This window comes from Bradyrhizobium prioriisuperbiae, from assembly GCF_032397745.1.
Classification (GTDB): Bacteria; Pseudomonadota; Alphaproteobacteria; order Rhizobiales; family Xanthobacteraceae; genus Bradyrhizobium_A; species Bradyrhizobium_A prioriisuperbiae.
Genome location: NZ_CP135921.1, coordinates 8895719 through 8911954 on the forward strand (window position 1 = coordinate 8895719; position 16236 = coordinate 8911954).

Genomic DNA, 16236 nt, shown 5'->3' on the forward strand with positions numbered 1-16236 from the left:
CACGCTATCAGCCATGCCGCATTGATGACCGCTGCGAGCGCTCGTGATGCTTGTCCGCAACCTGCAGCCCGTGATCGAGCGCATCCAGAAGCTGTCCAGATTCGTGTTCGGAGATCACCAGCGGCGGCGCCAGAAACAGCGAGGTCTGTTCGCCGCTGGTGCCGATCACCGCGCCGGCCTCCAGGGCGCGCAGTGCGACCCGCGATGCGATCGGCTGCTCGGTGGTGTCGGCACTCCATAAGCGCCAGTCCGGTCCGTGCAGCTCGACCGTCCAGTGCAGGCCCTGCCCCGCGACACGGCAAACACTGGGATGCCGCCGCGCGATCTCGAGCAGACGGCGCGCGAACAATGCCTCCAGCGTCCGCACCCGCGACAGGATATCCTCTTCCACAACAGCACGCAGATAGGCGCTGACGGCGGCCATACTGATGGGATGACCGCGCAGCGTGCCGTAATTCTGCCAGCTCGTGCCCTTGAGCTGTTCGACGATCGCCTTCGACACCACGACGGCCGCGACGGACGCGGCACCGCCGCCGAGCGATTTGCCCAGTGTCACAATATCCGGTCGGCTGTCAGCGCCCTGAAACGCAAACCAGCGCCCTGCTCGTCCGGCGCCCGTCACCACCTCGTCGGCGATCCAGATCGAACCGGCCTGGCGTGCATGGCCAGCGACTTCGTCCTGATACGCGCCGTCGTAGTAGATGCCGCCCTGGGTATAGTCGATGATCGTCGCCGCGGTCTCCGACAGGGTCTGCGCGGCACCGGCGAGCAATTCCTTTGCGGACGCGGCATTCGGCGGGGCGCCATAAATCGCGCCCTCCGGAGCCGGCAAAATCCGGACCGGCGCCATGGCCGCGGGCCGGCGCGACCCACCGGCATGCACGGCAAGGCCGCCGTGCCACTGCGGCTGCACCGTCATGCTGCGCGACAGGCCGACCAGACCATGATAGGCGCGCTCCCGCGTCGCGAGCGGAGTGCGCTGGGTCAGAGCCTGGCACAACGACAGCGCCATATCGTTGGCTTCGCTGCCGCTGATGCAGAAACGCACGGCACCGACCCAGTTTTCCTCGCCCTTGAACGCCGTACCGATCAGATCGTCCGCGGCCTGTTCACGCCCGATCCAGGTCCAGCCTTCGTTGACCACCGGCGTATCCGCGGCGCGGCGGATCGCTTCTACCATCGCCGGGTGGCGATGGCCGAGACCGCCGCCGGTGTTGCTGCCGTCGATCAGGCGGCGGCCGTCGTCGAGATGGAAATAGACGCCCTCGCCGCCGACCACCGTCAGCGGCGCGCTGTCGCCGGCATTGAGGCCGGTCCGCAACAGTCTGCTCATTGCTGTCTTTCCATGTCTGCCACGCGATAACCACCACCGCCGCAGCTCTCGATGGTGACGAGATCATCCCGCTGCAACACCAGATTCGACTTGCCGTCGATCTCGATATTTTCGCCTTGCCTGACCAGCGAGATCCGGCATGCCTGCCCCGGCGCGCCACCCTGCAAGCCGAATGGCGCGATCACCATGCGCTCGACACACGTCGTCAGATGCATGGAGGGTGCCAGCACGCGATAGGCGCGCACAACGCCGTCGCCGCCGCGATGCCGGCCGGCTCCACCGGATTGCCGGCGGATCGCCTGTCGCTCGACACGGATCTTGTAGTTCGCCTCGATCACTTCCACCGGAGTGTTGGAGGTGTTGGCGAGATGCACGCGGGTCGCGGACACACCGGCGCGATCGTGCCGCGCACCCTCACCACCGCCATGCACTTCGTAGAGCATCTTCCAGGAACCGTCCGCCCGTGGCTCGGCGAAAAACAGCATGCCGGAGGTGGTGGCGCCGCCGGCCGACAGGCGCTCCGGAATCACGTCCTGCATGGCGCGGAACACTGCGTCGACAATTCGCATCGAGGTCTCGTGGTTGCCGGCCGCAACCGCCGCGGTCCAGCCCGGCTCCAGGATGGAGCCCGGACGGGTGATGATGGTAAGCGGACGGAGCGCGCCGGCATTCTGCTGCATGTCACGCCCGCTCATGATGCGGGCGGCGTAGGCCACCGCGGAGCGGGCGATGAACGGCGTAGTGTTGCAGAAATTCGAGACCCGGTCGCAGCTTCCCGACAGGTCGAAGGTGGCCTCATCGCCCGTGATGCTGATCTTGACATGGATGCGTGCGGGCGCGCCGCCGATGTCGCCGTCGTCGAGAAAATCCTCACCCTGATAGACCCCGTCAGGCAGCTCGCGGATCGCGTCCCGCATCTCGATCTCCGACAGATCGTGCAGGCGCGACAAGGAAGCAAGGAACATCTCCGTGCCGTGTTGCCGGCAGAGCTCCACAATCCGCTTCTCGCCGGCTCTGGTGGCGGCGATCTGTCCGAGCAGGTCACCTTCGCAGGCCTGGGGATCACGCACGTTAGCGATCAGCAGCTGCAAAATCGGTGTATTCACGCCGGCCGCGGTCGCAATCAGTACCGGCGGAATCCGGATCGCCTCCTGAAAGGTATCGATCGCCTTGGCAAAATAACTCCCGGGCCAGGTGCCGCCGACATCGGGCCAGTGCGCAAGGCTGATCGCAAAGGCCACGATGCGGCCATCGACAAACACCGGCCGCACCACCTTGACGTCGTTGAGATGATTGCCGCCGAGCGCGCCGAGGTTGTAGATCAGCACGTCGCCATCGTTCAGACCGGCTGATGGGACGACCTTCAGGAGCTCGGGAATGGTATAGGCCATCGCACCGAGATGGATCGGGATATCGCGCCCCTGCCCGACCAGCCCTCCTTTCGCATCGGTGATCGCCGATGACAGGTCGCCGGCTTCGCGCAGCAGCGGCGAGCGGGCCGAGCGTGTCATCACCAGGCTCATCTCCTCGGCGGCCGCGGACAGGCCGTGCCGGATCACTTCGACGGCAAACGGATCGAGTTTCATGTCGCCACCCTGGTGAGGAAGAGGTTTCCAAGAGCATCGGGTTTCGCCTGCCACCCCGGCGGCACTACCACCGTTGACCAGGCGTCTTCGATGACTGCCGGCCCGCTGACCATATCCGCAAGCGCCGCCCGGTCCACGATCAGAGTTCGAACCTCCGGTGCATTGTCGAACGAGCATGTGCGCCAAACGGCGGAAGCCTGTCGCACCGTGGTCGCCGGCCGACCAATCGCGGTCGTCGACGGCTGGCGTGCCTGCACCCGCACTGATTCGATCACACAGCTCTCCCCAGTCGCGTACCCGAACAGCTCGCGATGCCGGGTCAGGAAATCGTCTTGCAGGCGCGCGACGTCGAGCGGCAGTACGAACGGCACCGGAATGGCATCGTTCTGTGCGGCATAACGCATCAGCGCCACCAGCTCGATGCCGATCGAGGCCTTTGCGATGCCATTGGCGATAAGCGGCTCCGACGCAAGCCCGATCAATGTGTCGATCCGCATTGACACCTCAGCGAGATCGACGCCGTCCAGCGCCACGCGCAGTGTCTGTTGCTGCAGGAAGCTGAAGTCGGCCGTGAGGCAGCCAAGTGCGGAAAACGCACTGGAGGCGGCCGGCACCACGATCGCGCCGATGCCGTAGATCTCCGCAAGCCCGGCCGCATGCATCGGTCCGCCGCCGCCGAAGGCAAGCAGCGTGCAATCGCGCCCATCGATGCCGCGTTCCACCGTCACCCGGCGCAGCGCTCGGGCCATTGTCGCATTGGCAACCCGGACAATACCAAGCGCCGTCTCGGTCAGGCCCAACCCGAGCGCCTGGGCGATCGGCGCGATGACACGCTCGGCAGCCGCGACGTCGAGGCCGATCTCATCACCGAGCCTGGTCTCCGGATTGAGATAGCCGAGCAGCGCATTGGCATCGGTAATGGTCGGCGCGGTACCACTGCGGCCATAGCAGGCGGGGCCTGGCTCCGATCCCGCGCTCTCAGGGCCAACCGTCAGTCCGCCGGGGCCGTTGCGCACGATCGAGCCACCACCGGCACCGATCGAATGCACCGCCAGCATCGGTTGACGCAACGGCCGGTCGCCAAGCATGCGCCCGTCGGCCATCTCGGCCTGGCCATCGACGATCAGGCAGACGTCGGTGGTGGTGCCGCCCATGTCGAAGGTCAGCATGCGCGCCGTGCCGAGCTGGCGCGCAATGCCGACCGACGCCGATACGCCGGCGGCGGGGCCGGACATCGCCATCACCAGCGGACGGCGTTTCACCGCGGAAATCGGAATCATGGCGCCGGCGGAATGAAACACCTGCAGTCCCGGCCCGATCGGCAACCGGTGTTCCAACTCGCTGAGGTACTCGACTGCGATCGGCATCGCCGCCGCATTGAACACGGTCGACGATGTCCGCTCGTATTCGCGCGCCTCCGGGTTGATCTCGTGGGACAGCGAGACGTGCGGCACGATGCCCGCAAGGCGCTGCGCCAGTTTCTTCTCATGCACCGGATTGGCATAGGCATGAAGCAGGGCCACCGCCACGCTTTGCACACCAGTCGCTTTTAGCCAAACCAGCAGCCGCTCGATCTCGTTCTCGTCCAGCGGCTTGAGCACCTCGCCGTCATGATCGAGCCGCTCGGCAAGGCCGAAGCACAGGTCGGGCGGCACCAGCGGGGGCGACTTCGGCGGAATGTCCAGGCGATAAAGATCGCGCCGGCGATAACGCGCGATCTCCAGCACGTCCTCGAAGCCTTCTGTCGCCACCAGCGCAACCTTCGGCAGCCTGCCTTCCACAATCGCGTTGGTGATCCGGGTGGTGCCGTGGATGAAACGCTTGACCTCGGTCTTGCGCAGCCCGACGGCTTCGATCGCTTCCAGCATCGCCTGCACTGGCGCATGCGGACGCGACGGCACTTTGGCAATGCGGGTTTCCGCGGTGTCATGCCGGATGGCGATGATGTCCGTGAAAGTGCCGCCGATGTCGGTGCCGATTTCCCAGAGTCTGTCCACGTCGATTGTGCCCCGTTTACTTGCGGCTGAGATCGCGAAAATCAACCTGGCGGTGGAACCAGTAGGTATAGCCCTCCAGGTTCAGCGCCATCACGGCCTCCTGATTGGCCTGCCACAGCAGCACCAGCGGCATCTCCCGGACGTATTCCGCAATCATCTGCCTGCTCATGTCTTCGTATCTGGCCGCGTCCAGCTCGAAACGTGCCTTGGCGCCGAGGTCAGCGACGGTGGCGTCGTTCCACGAACTGTAGTTCCAGCGCTGGTTGGCGGTGAAGAAGTTTCGGAAGAAATAATCGGTGGTCGGCAGCCACGCGTTGGAAGACTCCGTGAAGAACGGCAGCTTCTTCTCGGTGATGTTTGTGCTCATCTGCGCATCGGGCAGCTTCTGGATTTCCACTTCGACCCCGACTTTGGCCAGCGACTCCTTGATCAGGGCGGCCATTGGTTCCGTGATGGACGCCGAGCCGACATTGATGGTGAAGGTGGTCTTGAAACCACTGGCGAACCCCGCCTCGGCCAGTAACTGCTTCGCCTTGGCGAGATCGGTCGTCACCGGCATCGGCTGCGGGAAGTTTCCGCTTGGCGGCTGCGTCCAGGCAGCGTTGAACAGTGGAAAGCCTCGCTTGAAGATCGCGGCGCTGAACATGCCGTCATAGGGCAGCGCGGCCGCGACCGCCTGGCGCACTTTAACATTATCGAACGGCGGCATCTGCGTGTTGAAGACGATCATGGTGAAGCCGTTGCTCTGCGGCGTCGAATCGACCCGAAGCTTGCCGCCCGACTGCAGCGACACCACATCGCTGGCCTGCAGATCGATGGCGATATCGGCGTCACCCTTCTCGATCAGGTTGGCGCGGGTGGCGGCTTCCGGAATCGTCTGCTCGATCACGCGCTTGAAAAACGGCAGCTTGCCGTCGCGCCCGCCGGTCCAATTCTCATTGCGCCGGAGCACGATCTGCTCGCCGGGCTTGAAGGCTTCGACGGTGTAGGCGCCGCTGCCGGCGGTATTGGTCTTCATCCAGTCCTGCGCCCACGGATCTTCCGCCGTCGCATGCTGCCGGGCGAGCTTGCTGTTGATGATGGGCGCCAGCGGCGTCGCCAGATTGGCCAGCGCCAGGCGGTCGGGCTTGGGCAGCGTCACCTCGACCGTGCGGTCGTCAACAACCCTGAACTGCTCCGGCATGGTCAGCGATCCCGTCCCGATCTGCCCCGCGGCAAGCGACTTGGCACTGACGGCGCGATCCAGCGACCATTTGACGTCTTCGGCGGTGACCGGCGTGCCGTCATGCCATTTCGCAGGACGCAGCTTGAAGGTGATCTTGAGGCCGTCCGGGCTCACCTCGTAGCTTTCGGCGAGTTCGCCGCGGATCCTGGCGCGATCGAACACCCAGACATTGCCTTCGCGCTTGCGGTCGAACGCGACCAGCCGATCATAGATCGAGACCGACACGCCGAATGCCTCGCGTGTCGCCCCCAGCATGGTCGGATCCAGGGTGTTGATGGTGTTGCCCGTCACCTGGCGCAACGTCTCCGCGCGCGTCTGGGCCTGCACGGCAGCGGGCGCGGACAACAGACATGCCGCGATCAGGATCTTCAAGACGAAACTGCGATCAGCCATCATCACACTGCTTCTCCTGCTGGATCATCCCGCCTGAATTTCTGACAGATCCATTGCGCCGCGGACCAGAGCCAGAGTTGCTGTAAACTCGTAGGCCAGCCGGATAGACATGTCGCCCTGTTCCTGCTCTGGCGACAGTTGCACATCTCGGTGCAACACTGCCTTCAGATACGGCATGCCGTCGCATTATCAGGCATCGCTGCCGAGGCATGTCGCGATCCTGGCGATCAGCCGGAACACATCATCGGTTTGCAACCGTCCGTAGCCGAAGACCAGGCCTTGCCGGGTCGGCGGCTCCAGATGGTTCTGCGACAGCGGCTGGACGTGAATGCCCACCTGCCGGATCAGCGTCGCCGCCTCCACGTCGCTCATCCGCGCCCGCATACGATCGGTGAACAGGGCCACCAGGTGCAATCCGGTGGCCGCCGCAGACACGGTCAGGTCGTTTGGCATCTGCGCGGCGATGGCGTCGATCAGCGCCTGCCGCCGCGCGGCATAAACCTTCCGCATCCGCCGCAAGTGCCGCAGCAGATGTCCCTCGCGCATGAACTCCGCCAACGCGAGCTGGCCGATACCGGACGTGTGCACGTCGATCCGCGCCCGGCCCTTGGCGAAGGTGTCGACGAACCGCTTATCTGCGACCATGTAGCCCAACCGCAGGCTCGGCATCATGATCTTGGAAAAGGTGCCGAGATAGATCACCCGCCCCTCGCGGTCGAGCGACCGCAGCGACGCGATCATGCTGTCCTGATGCCTGAACTCCGAATTGTAGTCGTCCTCGATGATCCGGAGATCGTTCTTGTTCGCCCAGTCCAGGAGTTCGAGGCGCCGCTCCAGTCCCATGCTGACGCCGAGCGGATACTGATGCGATGGCGTCACCACGATCAGCTTTGCCCGTGGCGCACGACGAATGCCTTCGGACACGCGCAGGCCCTGGTCGTCGACCGGGATCGGCACCAGCCTAGCGCCGGCGGCGGTCAGTGCCCACCGTGCCTCGACAAAACCCGGCTCCTCGACCCAGACCTCGTCGCCAGGATCGAGGATCATCCGACTGCAGACATCCAGTGCGCCGGAGGTGCCCGAGGTCACCACCACCTCGTCTGGCGTACAGACCAAACCGCGCACCGAACCCAGAAAGTTCGCGATTTCACGCCGCAGCGACGGATGTCCCTGCGGCGGAAGGTCGAGACAATCTGGATGTCGTGGATTCTGCCAGCTCTGACGCAGCAGCCGGGACCATTCCCTGAAGGGAAAATGCGAGATATCCGGTGCGCCTGGAGCGAATTCGGACGCCCAGTTGGTCTCGTATTCGGACGCCAGCAGCGACCGCCACCGCGCGGAGATGTGTGCGGTCGTGCCGCCGGTCGACGCCCCCGCGGCGGACGCGGCTGGAACGGGCCGCGCATGGGCAGCCGTGACCGACGCCACCTTGACGCCGCCGCGTGGCGTCGATTCCAGATAGCCTTCGGCATAGAGCAGATCCCACGCCGTCAGCACCACCGTTCGCGAACACCCCAGTTCTCGCGCGGTTTCCCGCGACCCGAGAAACTGCGTTCCCGCCGGAAAAATACCCTGGAGGATGCAGCTGCGCAGATAGGCGGCGATCTGCAGATGAAGCGGAACCGCCGAGGCGCGCTCGATGTGGATTCCGGCGATGGATACGCGCTTATTCAGGAGGCGGGACTTTTCCATGTGGGGAGGATTTGGCCTCCGAACGGACCACTAAAACCTGGCTGGGGCGGGAGGATTCGAACCTCCGCATGGTGGAATCAAAATCCACTGCCTTACCACTTGGCGACGCCCCAACGGGCCTGGAGGCGGCGGGGCTTGGGCCGCGCAGATATCCTCAGGCACCGCCGGTGTATAGGGGGAAATCGGCCATTTCAAGCACGCGATCATGGGTTTTACGGACTGAAGGCGGTTGTTCTCGGCTCTCCGTGACAAATCCGCCCGCGGCCCTGGCTGCCGGGGCGGCCTTGGGCCGCTTTTGTTTGAAGCGACCCCGCCGGCATGGCAATTTGCGGACAACGGGGACCGTCTGGCCCTTCACATTATATGTGGCATACAGGGCACTTATCCCGATAAATGGCACGAAAGAGCCGGCGGTCACCGCCGCCCATCAGGAGAGAACACGCTCATGACCTACCGCGCACCGATCAACGACATGCTGCTGGCACTCAACCACGGCGCCGGCCTTTCGGCAGCGGTCAAGGGCGGCCATTACGGTGATTTCGACGCCGACATGACGGCCGCCATTCTCGAGGAGGCCGGCCGCTTCGCAACTGACGTGCTGGCGCCGCTCAATCGCGAAGGCGACAAGGCCGGCATCAAGCTGAACGACGGCAAGGTGACCACCGCCCCCGGCTGGCCCGACGCCTATCGCCGCTGGACCGAAGCCGGCTGGAACGCGGTGTCCGGCTCCGAGGAATGGGGCGGCCAGGGCCTGCCATTGGTCATCAATGCCGCCTGCACCGAAATCTGGAGTGCGTCCAACATCGCCTTCGGCCTTTGCCCGCTGCTCACTGCCAGCGCCATCGAGGCGCTGGAGGCGCACGGCAGCGAAGAGCTGAAAAAGATCTATCTCGCCAAGCTGGTGTCGGGCGAATGGACCGGCACCATGCAGTTGACCGAGCCGCAGGCCGGCTCCGACGTCGGCGCATTGCGCAGCAAGGCCGAGCGTGCTGCCGACGGCAGCTATCGCCTCAGCGGTACAAAGATCTTCATCACCTATGGCGAGCACGATATGACCGATAATATCGTGCACTTCGTGCTGGCGCGCCTGCCAGATGCGCCCGCCGGCACCAAGGGGATCTCGCTGTTCCTGGTGCCGAAGTTCATGGTCAATGCCGACGGCTCGCTCGGTGCCCGCAACGACATCTACGCCAGCGGCGTCGAACACAAGCTCGGCATGCATGCTTCGCCAACCTGCACCATGACCATGGGCGACAAGGGTGGCGCGATCGGCTACCTGATCGGCGAAGAGAACCGCGGCATGCTCTGCATGTTCACCATGATGAATCAGGCCCGCCTCGGCGTCGGCCTGGAAGGTGTCGGCATTGCGGACCGCGCATATCAGCAGGCTCTCGCCTTTTCTCACGAGCGCCGCCAAGGCAAGGCTGTCGGCAGCAAGGACGCATCCGATCCGATCTTCGTTCACCCCGACGTCAAGCGCATGCTGATGCAGATGCGCGCACTGACCGCCGCGGCGCGAACCATCTGCTACGCCACAGCGGTCGCCATCGATGTCTCGCAGCGCGCGACCGATGCCAAGGTGCGCGAGGCCGCCGCTGCCCGCGCCGCACTGCTGACCCCGATCGCAAAGGCGTTTTCCACCGACATCGGCAATGAAGTCACTTCGCTCGGTGTGCAGATCCATGGCGGCATGGGCTTCATCGAGGAAACCGGCGCGGCGCAGCACTATCGCGACGCGCGCATCACCTCGATCTATGAAGGCACCAACGGCATCCAGTCGATCGATCTCGTCACCCGCAAGCTCGCGGCCCAGGGCGGCGCGGCGGTGTGGGCGCTGATGGACGAGCTCACAAAAATCGTCGAACAGATAGAGCGCTCCAACGATCCGGCGTTCGGCACAACTGGGGCGAAACTACGCGATGCGCTGGGTTCCCTCGACCGCGCCAGCCGCTGGCTGCTGGAGCGCGTGACATCGGCGCCGAACGATGCGCTTGCCGGCGCGACGCCTTATCTGAGGTTGTTCGGATCGACACTTGGCGGCTGCATGCTGGCCAAGGAAGCGCTGGCCACGCCGACCGACGGCCAGAACCAGTACGACGGCCAACGTTATGCCACGCTCGCACGCTTTTTCGCCGAGAACATCACGGTGCAGGCAGGAGGACTCGAACGCATGGTGATCGACAGTGCGGACGCGGTGAACGGCGCCGACGCGGTGCTGGTGACATAAGGCTGTCCGCCATCCTTGTGTACACGCAGACGCAAATTGGACATGGCCAATCCCGACATCTTGGCCGATGATGGCTCCCGCCCGGCGGATTGCGAAAGACTGGACTGATCATGGCCGACCACATCATTGTCACCGACGAGGACGCGACCAGGATCATTCGGCTGCGGCGCCCGGAAAAAAAGAATGCGCTGACGCAGGACATGTACAGCGCCATGAGCCGCGCGATCGATACTGCGCAGAACAATCCGGCGATCCGCTGCCTGATCATCACCGGCGGTTCCGGCGTGTTCACCGCCGGCAACGATCTGGACGATTTTCTGCAGGCCAGCCGCGACAAGTCCGAGCGGCCGACCAACGCCATCAAGTTCCTGCATTCGCTGGTGCAGAATGTGAAGCCGCTGGTCGCGGCGGTCGACGGCATCGCGATCGGCATGGGCACCATCATGCTGTTCCATTGCGACTATGTGCTCGCCAGCACGACCGCCACCTTCTCGACGCCGTTCATCCAGTACGGACTGGTGCCGGAGGGCGCGTCAAGCCTGCTGATGCCACAGATGATGGGCCATCAGCGTGCCTTCGCCATGCTGGCGATGGGCCGCGCGTTGAATGCTGAGGACGCCCACACCGCGGGCTTTGTCAACGCGGTGGTCGCACCCGGCCATGCCGAAACCGAGGCCCGGAAAGCCGCGCGCGAGATCTGCGCGCTGTCGCCCGAGGCGGTGGCAATTACCCGAAAACTGCTTAAATTACCGCCTGACGAGATGGTGCGCCGGATCGAACACGAAGGTCATCTGTTCGGCGAGCGCATGAGGTCGGACGAAGCCATCGCAGCTTTTGACGCGTTCTTTGCGCGCAGGAAGACCTGATGGGCCAGATGAACGCTGGAACCGGTTCACCTTCTTTTCGACCCCAACCGATGGGATTGACGCACTGATGTCCACACTTCTGGTTACACATTCGGCCTGCCTCGATCATGTCGTGCCACACGGCCACCCGGAACGCCCGGACCGGATGCGGGCGATCGAACAGGCGCTCTCGCCGGACAAGTTCAATTCGCTGCAGCGGATCGAGGCCCCGATCGGATCGCTCGACCATGTCGCGCTCTGCCACAACGAGCACTACGTCAACGAGCTGCATCACATCGCCCCGTCCGAGGGGCTGGTCTACATCGACGGCGACACCTCGATGTCCCCCGGCACCTGGGAAGCGGCACTGCGCTGCGTCGGCGGCGCCATTGCCGCGACCGATGCCGTGCTCGGAGGCAAGGCGTCCAACGCCTTCGTTGCGACGCGTCCGCCCGGACATCACGCCGAGGTCGGCAAGCCGATGGGCTTCTGCTTCTTCGACCATGCCGCGATCGCGGCACGGTATGCCCAGCGCAAACACGGCCTCGGCCGCGTCGCCGTGGTTGATTTCGACGTTCATCACGGCAACGGAACCCAGGACATTTTCTGGTCGGATCCGACTGTGATGTATTGCTCGACCCACGAAATGCCGCTGTTTCCGGGCACCGGGGCGGCCTCGGAACGGGGCGAGCACGACACCGTGGTCAATGCGCCGCTGCGCTCCGGCGAGGGCGGCGATAAATTCCGTGAGGCCTTCACCGCGCTGATTCTGCCGCAGTTGAAGACGTTTGCCCCGGAACTGATTGTGGTGTCCGCCGGGTTCGACGCCCACTGGCGCGACCCGCTGGCCAATATCCAGCTGCAGGAAAGCGATTATACGTGGGTAACGCAGCGGCTGATGGATCTCGCATCCGAGACCGCGGGGGGGCGAATTGTCTCGGTGCTCGAGGGAGGATATGACCTTCAGGGTCTGAAAGATTCGGTGAATGCGCACGTGACGGCATTGATGGGCGCTTGACAGCCCGTCGCACCCCGCCGTCAAGGATCGCATGGAAGCCGAAGATGAACGGCTCGAGGACACAGGTATGGCCGAGAATATCAATGCCGACGTCAAGCGTTTGAGCTTCGAGCGCGCGATCGAGGAGCTCGAATCGATTGTGAAGCGACTCGAAGAGGGCAAAGTTCCACTTGAGGAATCTGTCGCCATTTATGAACGCGGCGAAGCCCTGAAGCGACGCTGCGAGGAACTTCTGCGCCAGGCCGAAGCGCGTGTCGACAAGATTACCACTGATGCGTCCGGCCAGGTGGCCGGCACCGAACCGCTGGACGTGCAGTAAGCACAGCCTCCTCGTACGCGAAGGAACATATTATCCTGCCTGGCCCGCGGCACCATTTCGCTGACAGCCAAACAGACCGCCGCCATTTCGGGGACCTGCGTGCGAGTTGAGCGTCGTCACATCATCTACGTGCAAGGCTACGATCCCCGCGGTCTGGCACAGTACTATCGCATGTTCAGGACCGAGCTGCGGAAATTTACCGCTCTCTCCGGCGTCAAGTCCAATGTCGGCCGGCCCGTTTCGGACGCCGCCAACCCGATTGCAACCTGGACCATCGACAGCCAGGGCCCCGACTGGCAGACCCGCACACGCTACGATTTCCTGCGCTGGGAAGACCTGATCAAGCCTGATCTGGAATGGCCGATCTGGCGCACGGTGATCCATGCGGTCGCGATTTACTGCCAGTTGATCGCGGCCGGCACGATCACCAAATTCCGCAAGGCGCATTGGCGCTTCGCCTCGTTCATCAGCTATCCGCAATTCATGCTGGTGGTCGAAGCGCTGGCCTGCCTGCTGATCACGCTGCTGTTCGAACAAGCCCTGCGGCTGGCGGGACTACCGATGCTGATATCGGTGATTGCGGCGGCGGCATGTTTTGTCGCTCTGCTGGGATCGCTGCTCAAGCTGCTCGAGAGCCGGACCTATGTGCTCTATTTGATGGCCGATACGATTTTCACCTGGCAGTTCGCCCACCGCAGGCGACCGGACTGGGACCAGCGCATCGCGCAATTCGCGCAACGTCTCGTCACCACCGTCCGCGGCAGCGACGCCGATGAAATCGTGATCGTGGGCCACAGCTCCGGCTCGTTCCTCGGCGTGGAAATCCTGTCGCAAGCGCTTGCGATCGATCCCGATCTCGGGCGCCACGGGCCACGCGTGATGCTGCTCACCCTCGGAGGCAACCTGCCGATCATCGGCTTTCTGCCGGTGTCGCATCGGTTCCGCGAGGACCTCAAGCGTCTGGCGGTCGAACCGTCGATCGACTGGGTCGATTGCCAGTCACGCAAGGACGTCATGAATTTCTATCCGTTCGATCACGTGACCGGTCACGGCATCGATGTCGGGGCCGCGAAACGCAACCCGAAAATCATGACGGTGCGTTTTCGCGATATCATTGCGCCGGAAAACTACACCGCATTTCGTCGCCATTTTTTCCGCATTCACTTCCAGTTCGTGATGGCGAACGAGCGACCGAACGCCTACGATTTCTTCATGACGGTGTGCGGACCTGTCAGTCTGCGCGATCGTGCCGACCATCCCGCCGCGGCCCTGGCCATCGCCACCGGCGACGGCGCCGCCCGCAGTGAGGCCTGGCGGCAGTTGCAGGCGTCGCCGACCGACATCGCCCCGGCAGACGGCGCTAACTAAACAGACACTTTGTGACAGGTCTGCAAACCAGCCATGCGGTTCCGGGTAGTCGGCGGTTGCCGCCTGTCGGGCCGGGAACCGGCTATCTGTCCGGAATTTGAACCTTTTTTGGCTTTGGCTCGACCAAAGTTCACTCGCCGCGGAACCGGGTTCCCGCCCGCCAGATTGGCATGTTTCCAAATATTGGTATAAGCCTCTGGATCATCTTGCCATTTCGAGATTTGTCGTGGGTCGACAGGCCCCTCATGACCTTAAGGAAGGCCAACCCATTGTCCACGTCCAGCTCAACCCCCCTCCTCGATCGCGTCCGAACTCCCGATGAACTGCGGCGGCTGAAGCCCGAGCAGTTGCGCCAGGTCGCCGACGAATTGCGCCACGAGACCATCAGCGCCGTGTCGGTGACTGGCGGCCATCTCGGCGCCGGCCTTGGCGTCGTCGAGCTCACGGTTGCTCTGCACTATGTTTTCAACACGCCCGCGGATCGCCTGATCTGGGACGTCGGTCACCAGGCCTATCCGCACAAGATCCTGACCGGCCGCCGCGACCGCATCCGCACGCTGCGCACCGGCGGCGGGCTGTCCGGCTTCACCAAACGCTCCGAAAGCGAATACGACCCGTTCGGGGCGGCGCACTCGTCGACGTCGATTTCCGCTGGCCTCGGCATGGCCGTGGCGCGTGACCTGTCGCACGGCAAGAACAACGTAGTGGCCGTGATCGGCGACGGCTCGATGTCCGCCGGCATGGCCTATGAGGCGATGAACAATGCCGGTGCGATGAACTCGCGCCTGGTGGTCATCCTCAACGACAACGACATGTCGATCGCCCCGCCGGTCGGCGCGATGTCGGCCTACCTGGCGCGATTGATGTCCGGCCACACCTACCAGTCGATCCGCGAGATCGCCAAGAACATCGCCCACAAGCTGCCGAAATTCTTCGAGGAGCGCGCCATGCGCGCCGAAGAGTACGCCCGCGGCATGGTCACCGGCGGCACGCTGTTCGAGGAGCTCGGCTTCTTCTATGTCGGCCCGATCGACGGGCACAATCTGGACCACCTGCTGCCCGTGCTGACCAACGTGCGCGACGCCGTCAACGGGCCGATCCTGGTTCATGTCGTGACGCAGAAAGGCAAGGGCTACGCCCCCGCCGAAGCCGCGGCCGACAAGTATCACGGCGTGGTCAAGTTCGACGTCCTGACCGGCACCCAGGTCAAGGCAAAGTCCAACGCACCGGCCTATACGTCGGTGTTCGGCCAGAGCCTGATCAAGGAAGCCAAGAAGGACGACAAGATCGTCGCCATCACCGCGGCGATGCCGGGCGGTACCGGCGTCGACATGTTCAACAAGGAATTCCCGGAACGCACTTTCGATGTCGGCATCGCGGAGCAGCACGCTGTGACCTTCGCAGCCGGGCTTGCGACCGAAGGCTACAAGCCGTTCTGCGCGATCTACTCCACGTTCCTGCAGCGCGGCTATGACCAGGTCGTCCATGACGTGGCGATCCAACGGCTGCCGGTGCGTTTTGCCATCGATCGCGCCGGCCTGGTCGGCGCCGACGGCTCGACCCATGCGGGCTCGTTCGACAACGCCTATCTCGGCTGTCTGCCGGGCTTCGTGATCATGGCCGCGGCGGACGAGGCCGAACTGGTCCACATGGTCGCGACGCAGGTCGCCATCAACGATGCGCCGAGCGCGCTGCGCTATCCGCGCGGCGAAGGCCGCGGCGTGGAAATGCCGGAATTCGGCGTGCCGCTCGAGATCGGCAAGGGACGTGTACTGCGCGAGGGCTCCAAGGTAGCGCTGTTGTCGTTCGGCACCCGCCTCGGCGAATGCCTGAAGGCGGCAGACGAACTCGACGCCCATGGCCTCTCGACCACCGTCGCCGACGCCCGCTTCATGAAGCCACTCGATATCGATCTCGTGCTGCGGCTGGCGCGCGAGCATCAGGTGCTGCTCATCATCGAAGAGGGCTCAGTCGGCGGTTTCGGCTCGCATGTGCTGCAGGCGCTGTCCGATCACGGCATGATGGACAACGGGCTCCGCGTCCGCATGATGGTGCTGCCGGACGAGTTCCAGGATCACGACACACCCGCAGTGATGTATGCAAAAGCCGGCCTCGACGCCAAGGCGATTGTCGCCAAGGCGTTCGAAGCGCTCGGCAAGGACAGCAAGACCGAGACCATCAAGCTGGCCTGACAGGTACGCTCCGGAAATTTTCCTCGAATTTCGAGGGAAAT

The 16236-nt window shown here is 64.0% G+C and carries 12 protein-coding genes and 1 tRNA gene; 6 read left to right on the forward strand and 7 right to left on the reverse strand.

The window, feature by feature from the left end; genetic code table 11:
• Window positions 1-7: 7 nt before the first annotated feature.
• From RS897_RS41310 to RS897_RS41340, 7 genes are all read right to left on the reverse strand, one after another.
• Window positions 8-1333 carry an aminotransferase class III-fold pyridoxal phosphate-dependent enzyme gene (locus RS897_RS41310; protein WP_315834406.1) on the reverse strand — a complete coding sequence of 442 codons (1326 nt, stop codon included), beginning with the start codon at window positions 1331-1333 and terminating at the stop codon, window positions 8-10.
• Entirely contained in the window at window positions 1330-2919 is a 1590-nt protein-coding gene (locus tag RS897_RS41315) for a hydantoinase B/oxoprolinase family protein (RefSeq protein ID WP_315834407.1), read from the reverse strand. Before RS897_RS41315 ends, RS897_RS41310 begins: the two co-directional genes overlap by 4 nt.
• Window positions 2916-4916 (reverse strand): hydantoinase/oxoprolinase family protein, encoded by a 2001-nt coding sequence (locus tag RS897_RS41320; protein WP_315834408.1) that lies wholly within the window; start codon window positions 4914-4916, stop codon window positions 2916-2918. Before RS897_RS41320 ends, RS897_RS41315 begins: the two co-directional genes overlap by 4 nt.
• Before the next feature lie 16 nt (window positions 4917-4932).
• A complete protein-coding gene (locus tag RS897_RS41325) occupies window positions 4933-6537 on the reverse strand; it encodes an ABC transporter substrate-binding protein (RefSeq protein WP_315834409.1) in 1605 nt (534 codons plus the stop codon).
• Window positions 6538-6558: 21 nt separating this feature from the next.
• Window positions 6559-6711 (reverse strand): hypothetical protein, encoded by a 153-nt coding sequence (locus RS897_RS41330; RefSeq protein ID WP_315834410.1) that lies wholly within the window; start codon window positions 6709-6711, stop codon window positions 6559-6561.
• A gap of 12 nt (window positions 6712-6723) precedes the next feature.
• Window positions 6724-8226, reverse strand: coding sequence for a MocR-like pyridoxine biosynthesis transcription factor PdxR (pdxR, locus tag RS897_RS41335; RefSeq protein WP_315834411.1), 1503 nt, complete (start codon window positions 8224-8226; stop codon window positions 6724-6726).
• Between the two features lie 38 nt (window positions 8227-8264).
• Window positions 8265-8339 (reverse strand) — tRNA-Gln (locus tag RS897_RS41340).
• 332 nt (window positions 8340-8671) lie between these two features.
• On the opposite strand from RS897_RS41340, the gene RS897_RS41345 reads away from it, so the two are divergent.
• The 6 genes from RS897_RS41345 (at window position 8672) to dxs (ending at window position 16195) form a co-directional block, all read left to right on the forward strand.
• A complete protein-coding gene (locus RS897_RS41345) occupies window positions 8672-10453 on the forward strand; it encodes an acyl-CoA dehydrogenase family protein (protein ID WP_315834412.1) in 1782 nt (593 codons plus the stop codon).
• Window positions 10454-10563: 110 nt separating this feature from the next.
• A complete protein-coding gene (locus RS897_RS41350) occupies window positions 10564-11319 on the forward strand; it encodes a crotonase/enoyl-CoA hydratase family protein (RefSeq protein ID WP_315834413.1) in 756 nt (251 codons plus the stop codon).
• A gap of 67 nt (window positions 11320-11386) precedes the next feature.
• Window positions 11387-12316 (forward strand): histone deacetylase family protein, encoded by a 930-nt coding sequence (locus tag RS897_RS41355; protein ID WP_315834414.1) that lies wholly within the window; start codon window positions 11387-11389, stop codon window positions 12314-12316.
• Between the two features lie 67 nt (window positions 12317-12383).
• Window positions 12384-12635, forward strand: coding sequence for an exodeoxyribonuclease VII small subunit (locus tag RS897_RS41360; protein ID WP_315838918.1), 252 nt, complete (start codon window positions 12384-12386; stop codon window positions 12633-12635).
• Window positions 12636-12734: 99 nt separating this feature from the next.
• The gene (locus RS897_RS41365; RefSeq protein ID WP_315834415.1) at window positions 12735-14003 is read left to right on the forward strand and encodes a hypothetical protein; all 1269 of its coding nucleotides are present in this window, start codon (window positions 12735-12737) and stop codon (window positions 14001-14003) included.
• A 245-nt stretch (window positions 14004-14248) separates the two neighbouring features.
• Window positions 14249-16195 carry a 1-deoxy-D-xylulose-5-phosphate synthase gene (dxs, locus tag RS897_RS41370; RefSeq protein ID WP_407654399.1) on the forward strand — a complete coding sequence of 649 codons (1947 nt, stop codon included), beginning with the start codon at window positions 14249-14251 and terminating at the stop codon, window positions 16193-16195.
• The last annotated feature ends 41 nt before the right edge of the window (window positions 16196-16236 follow it).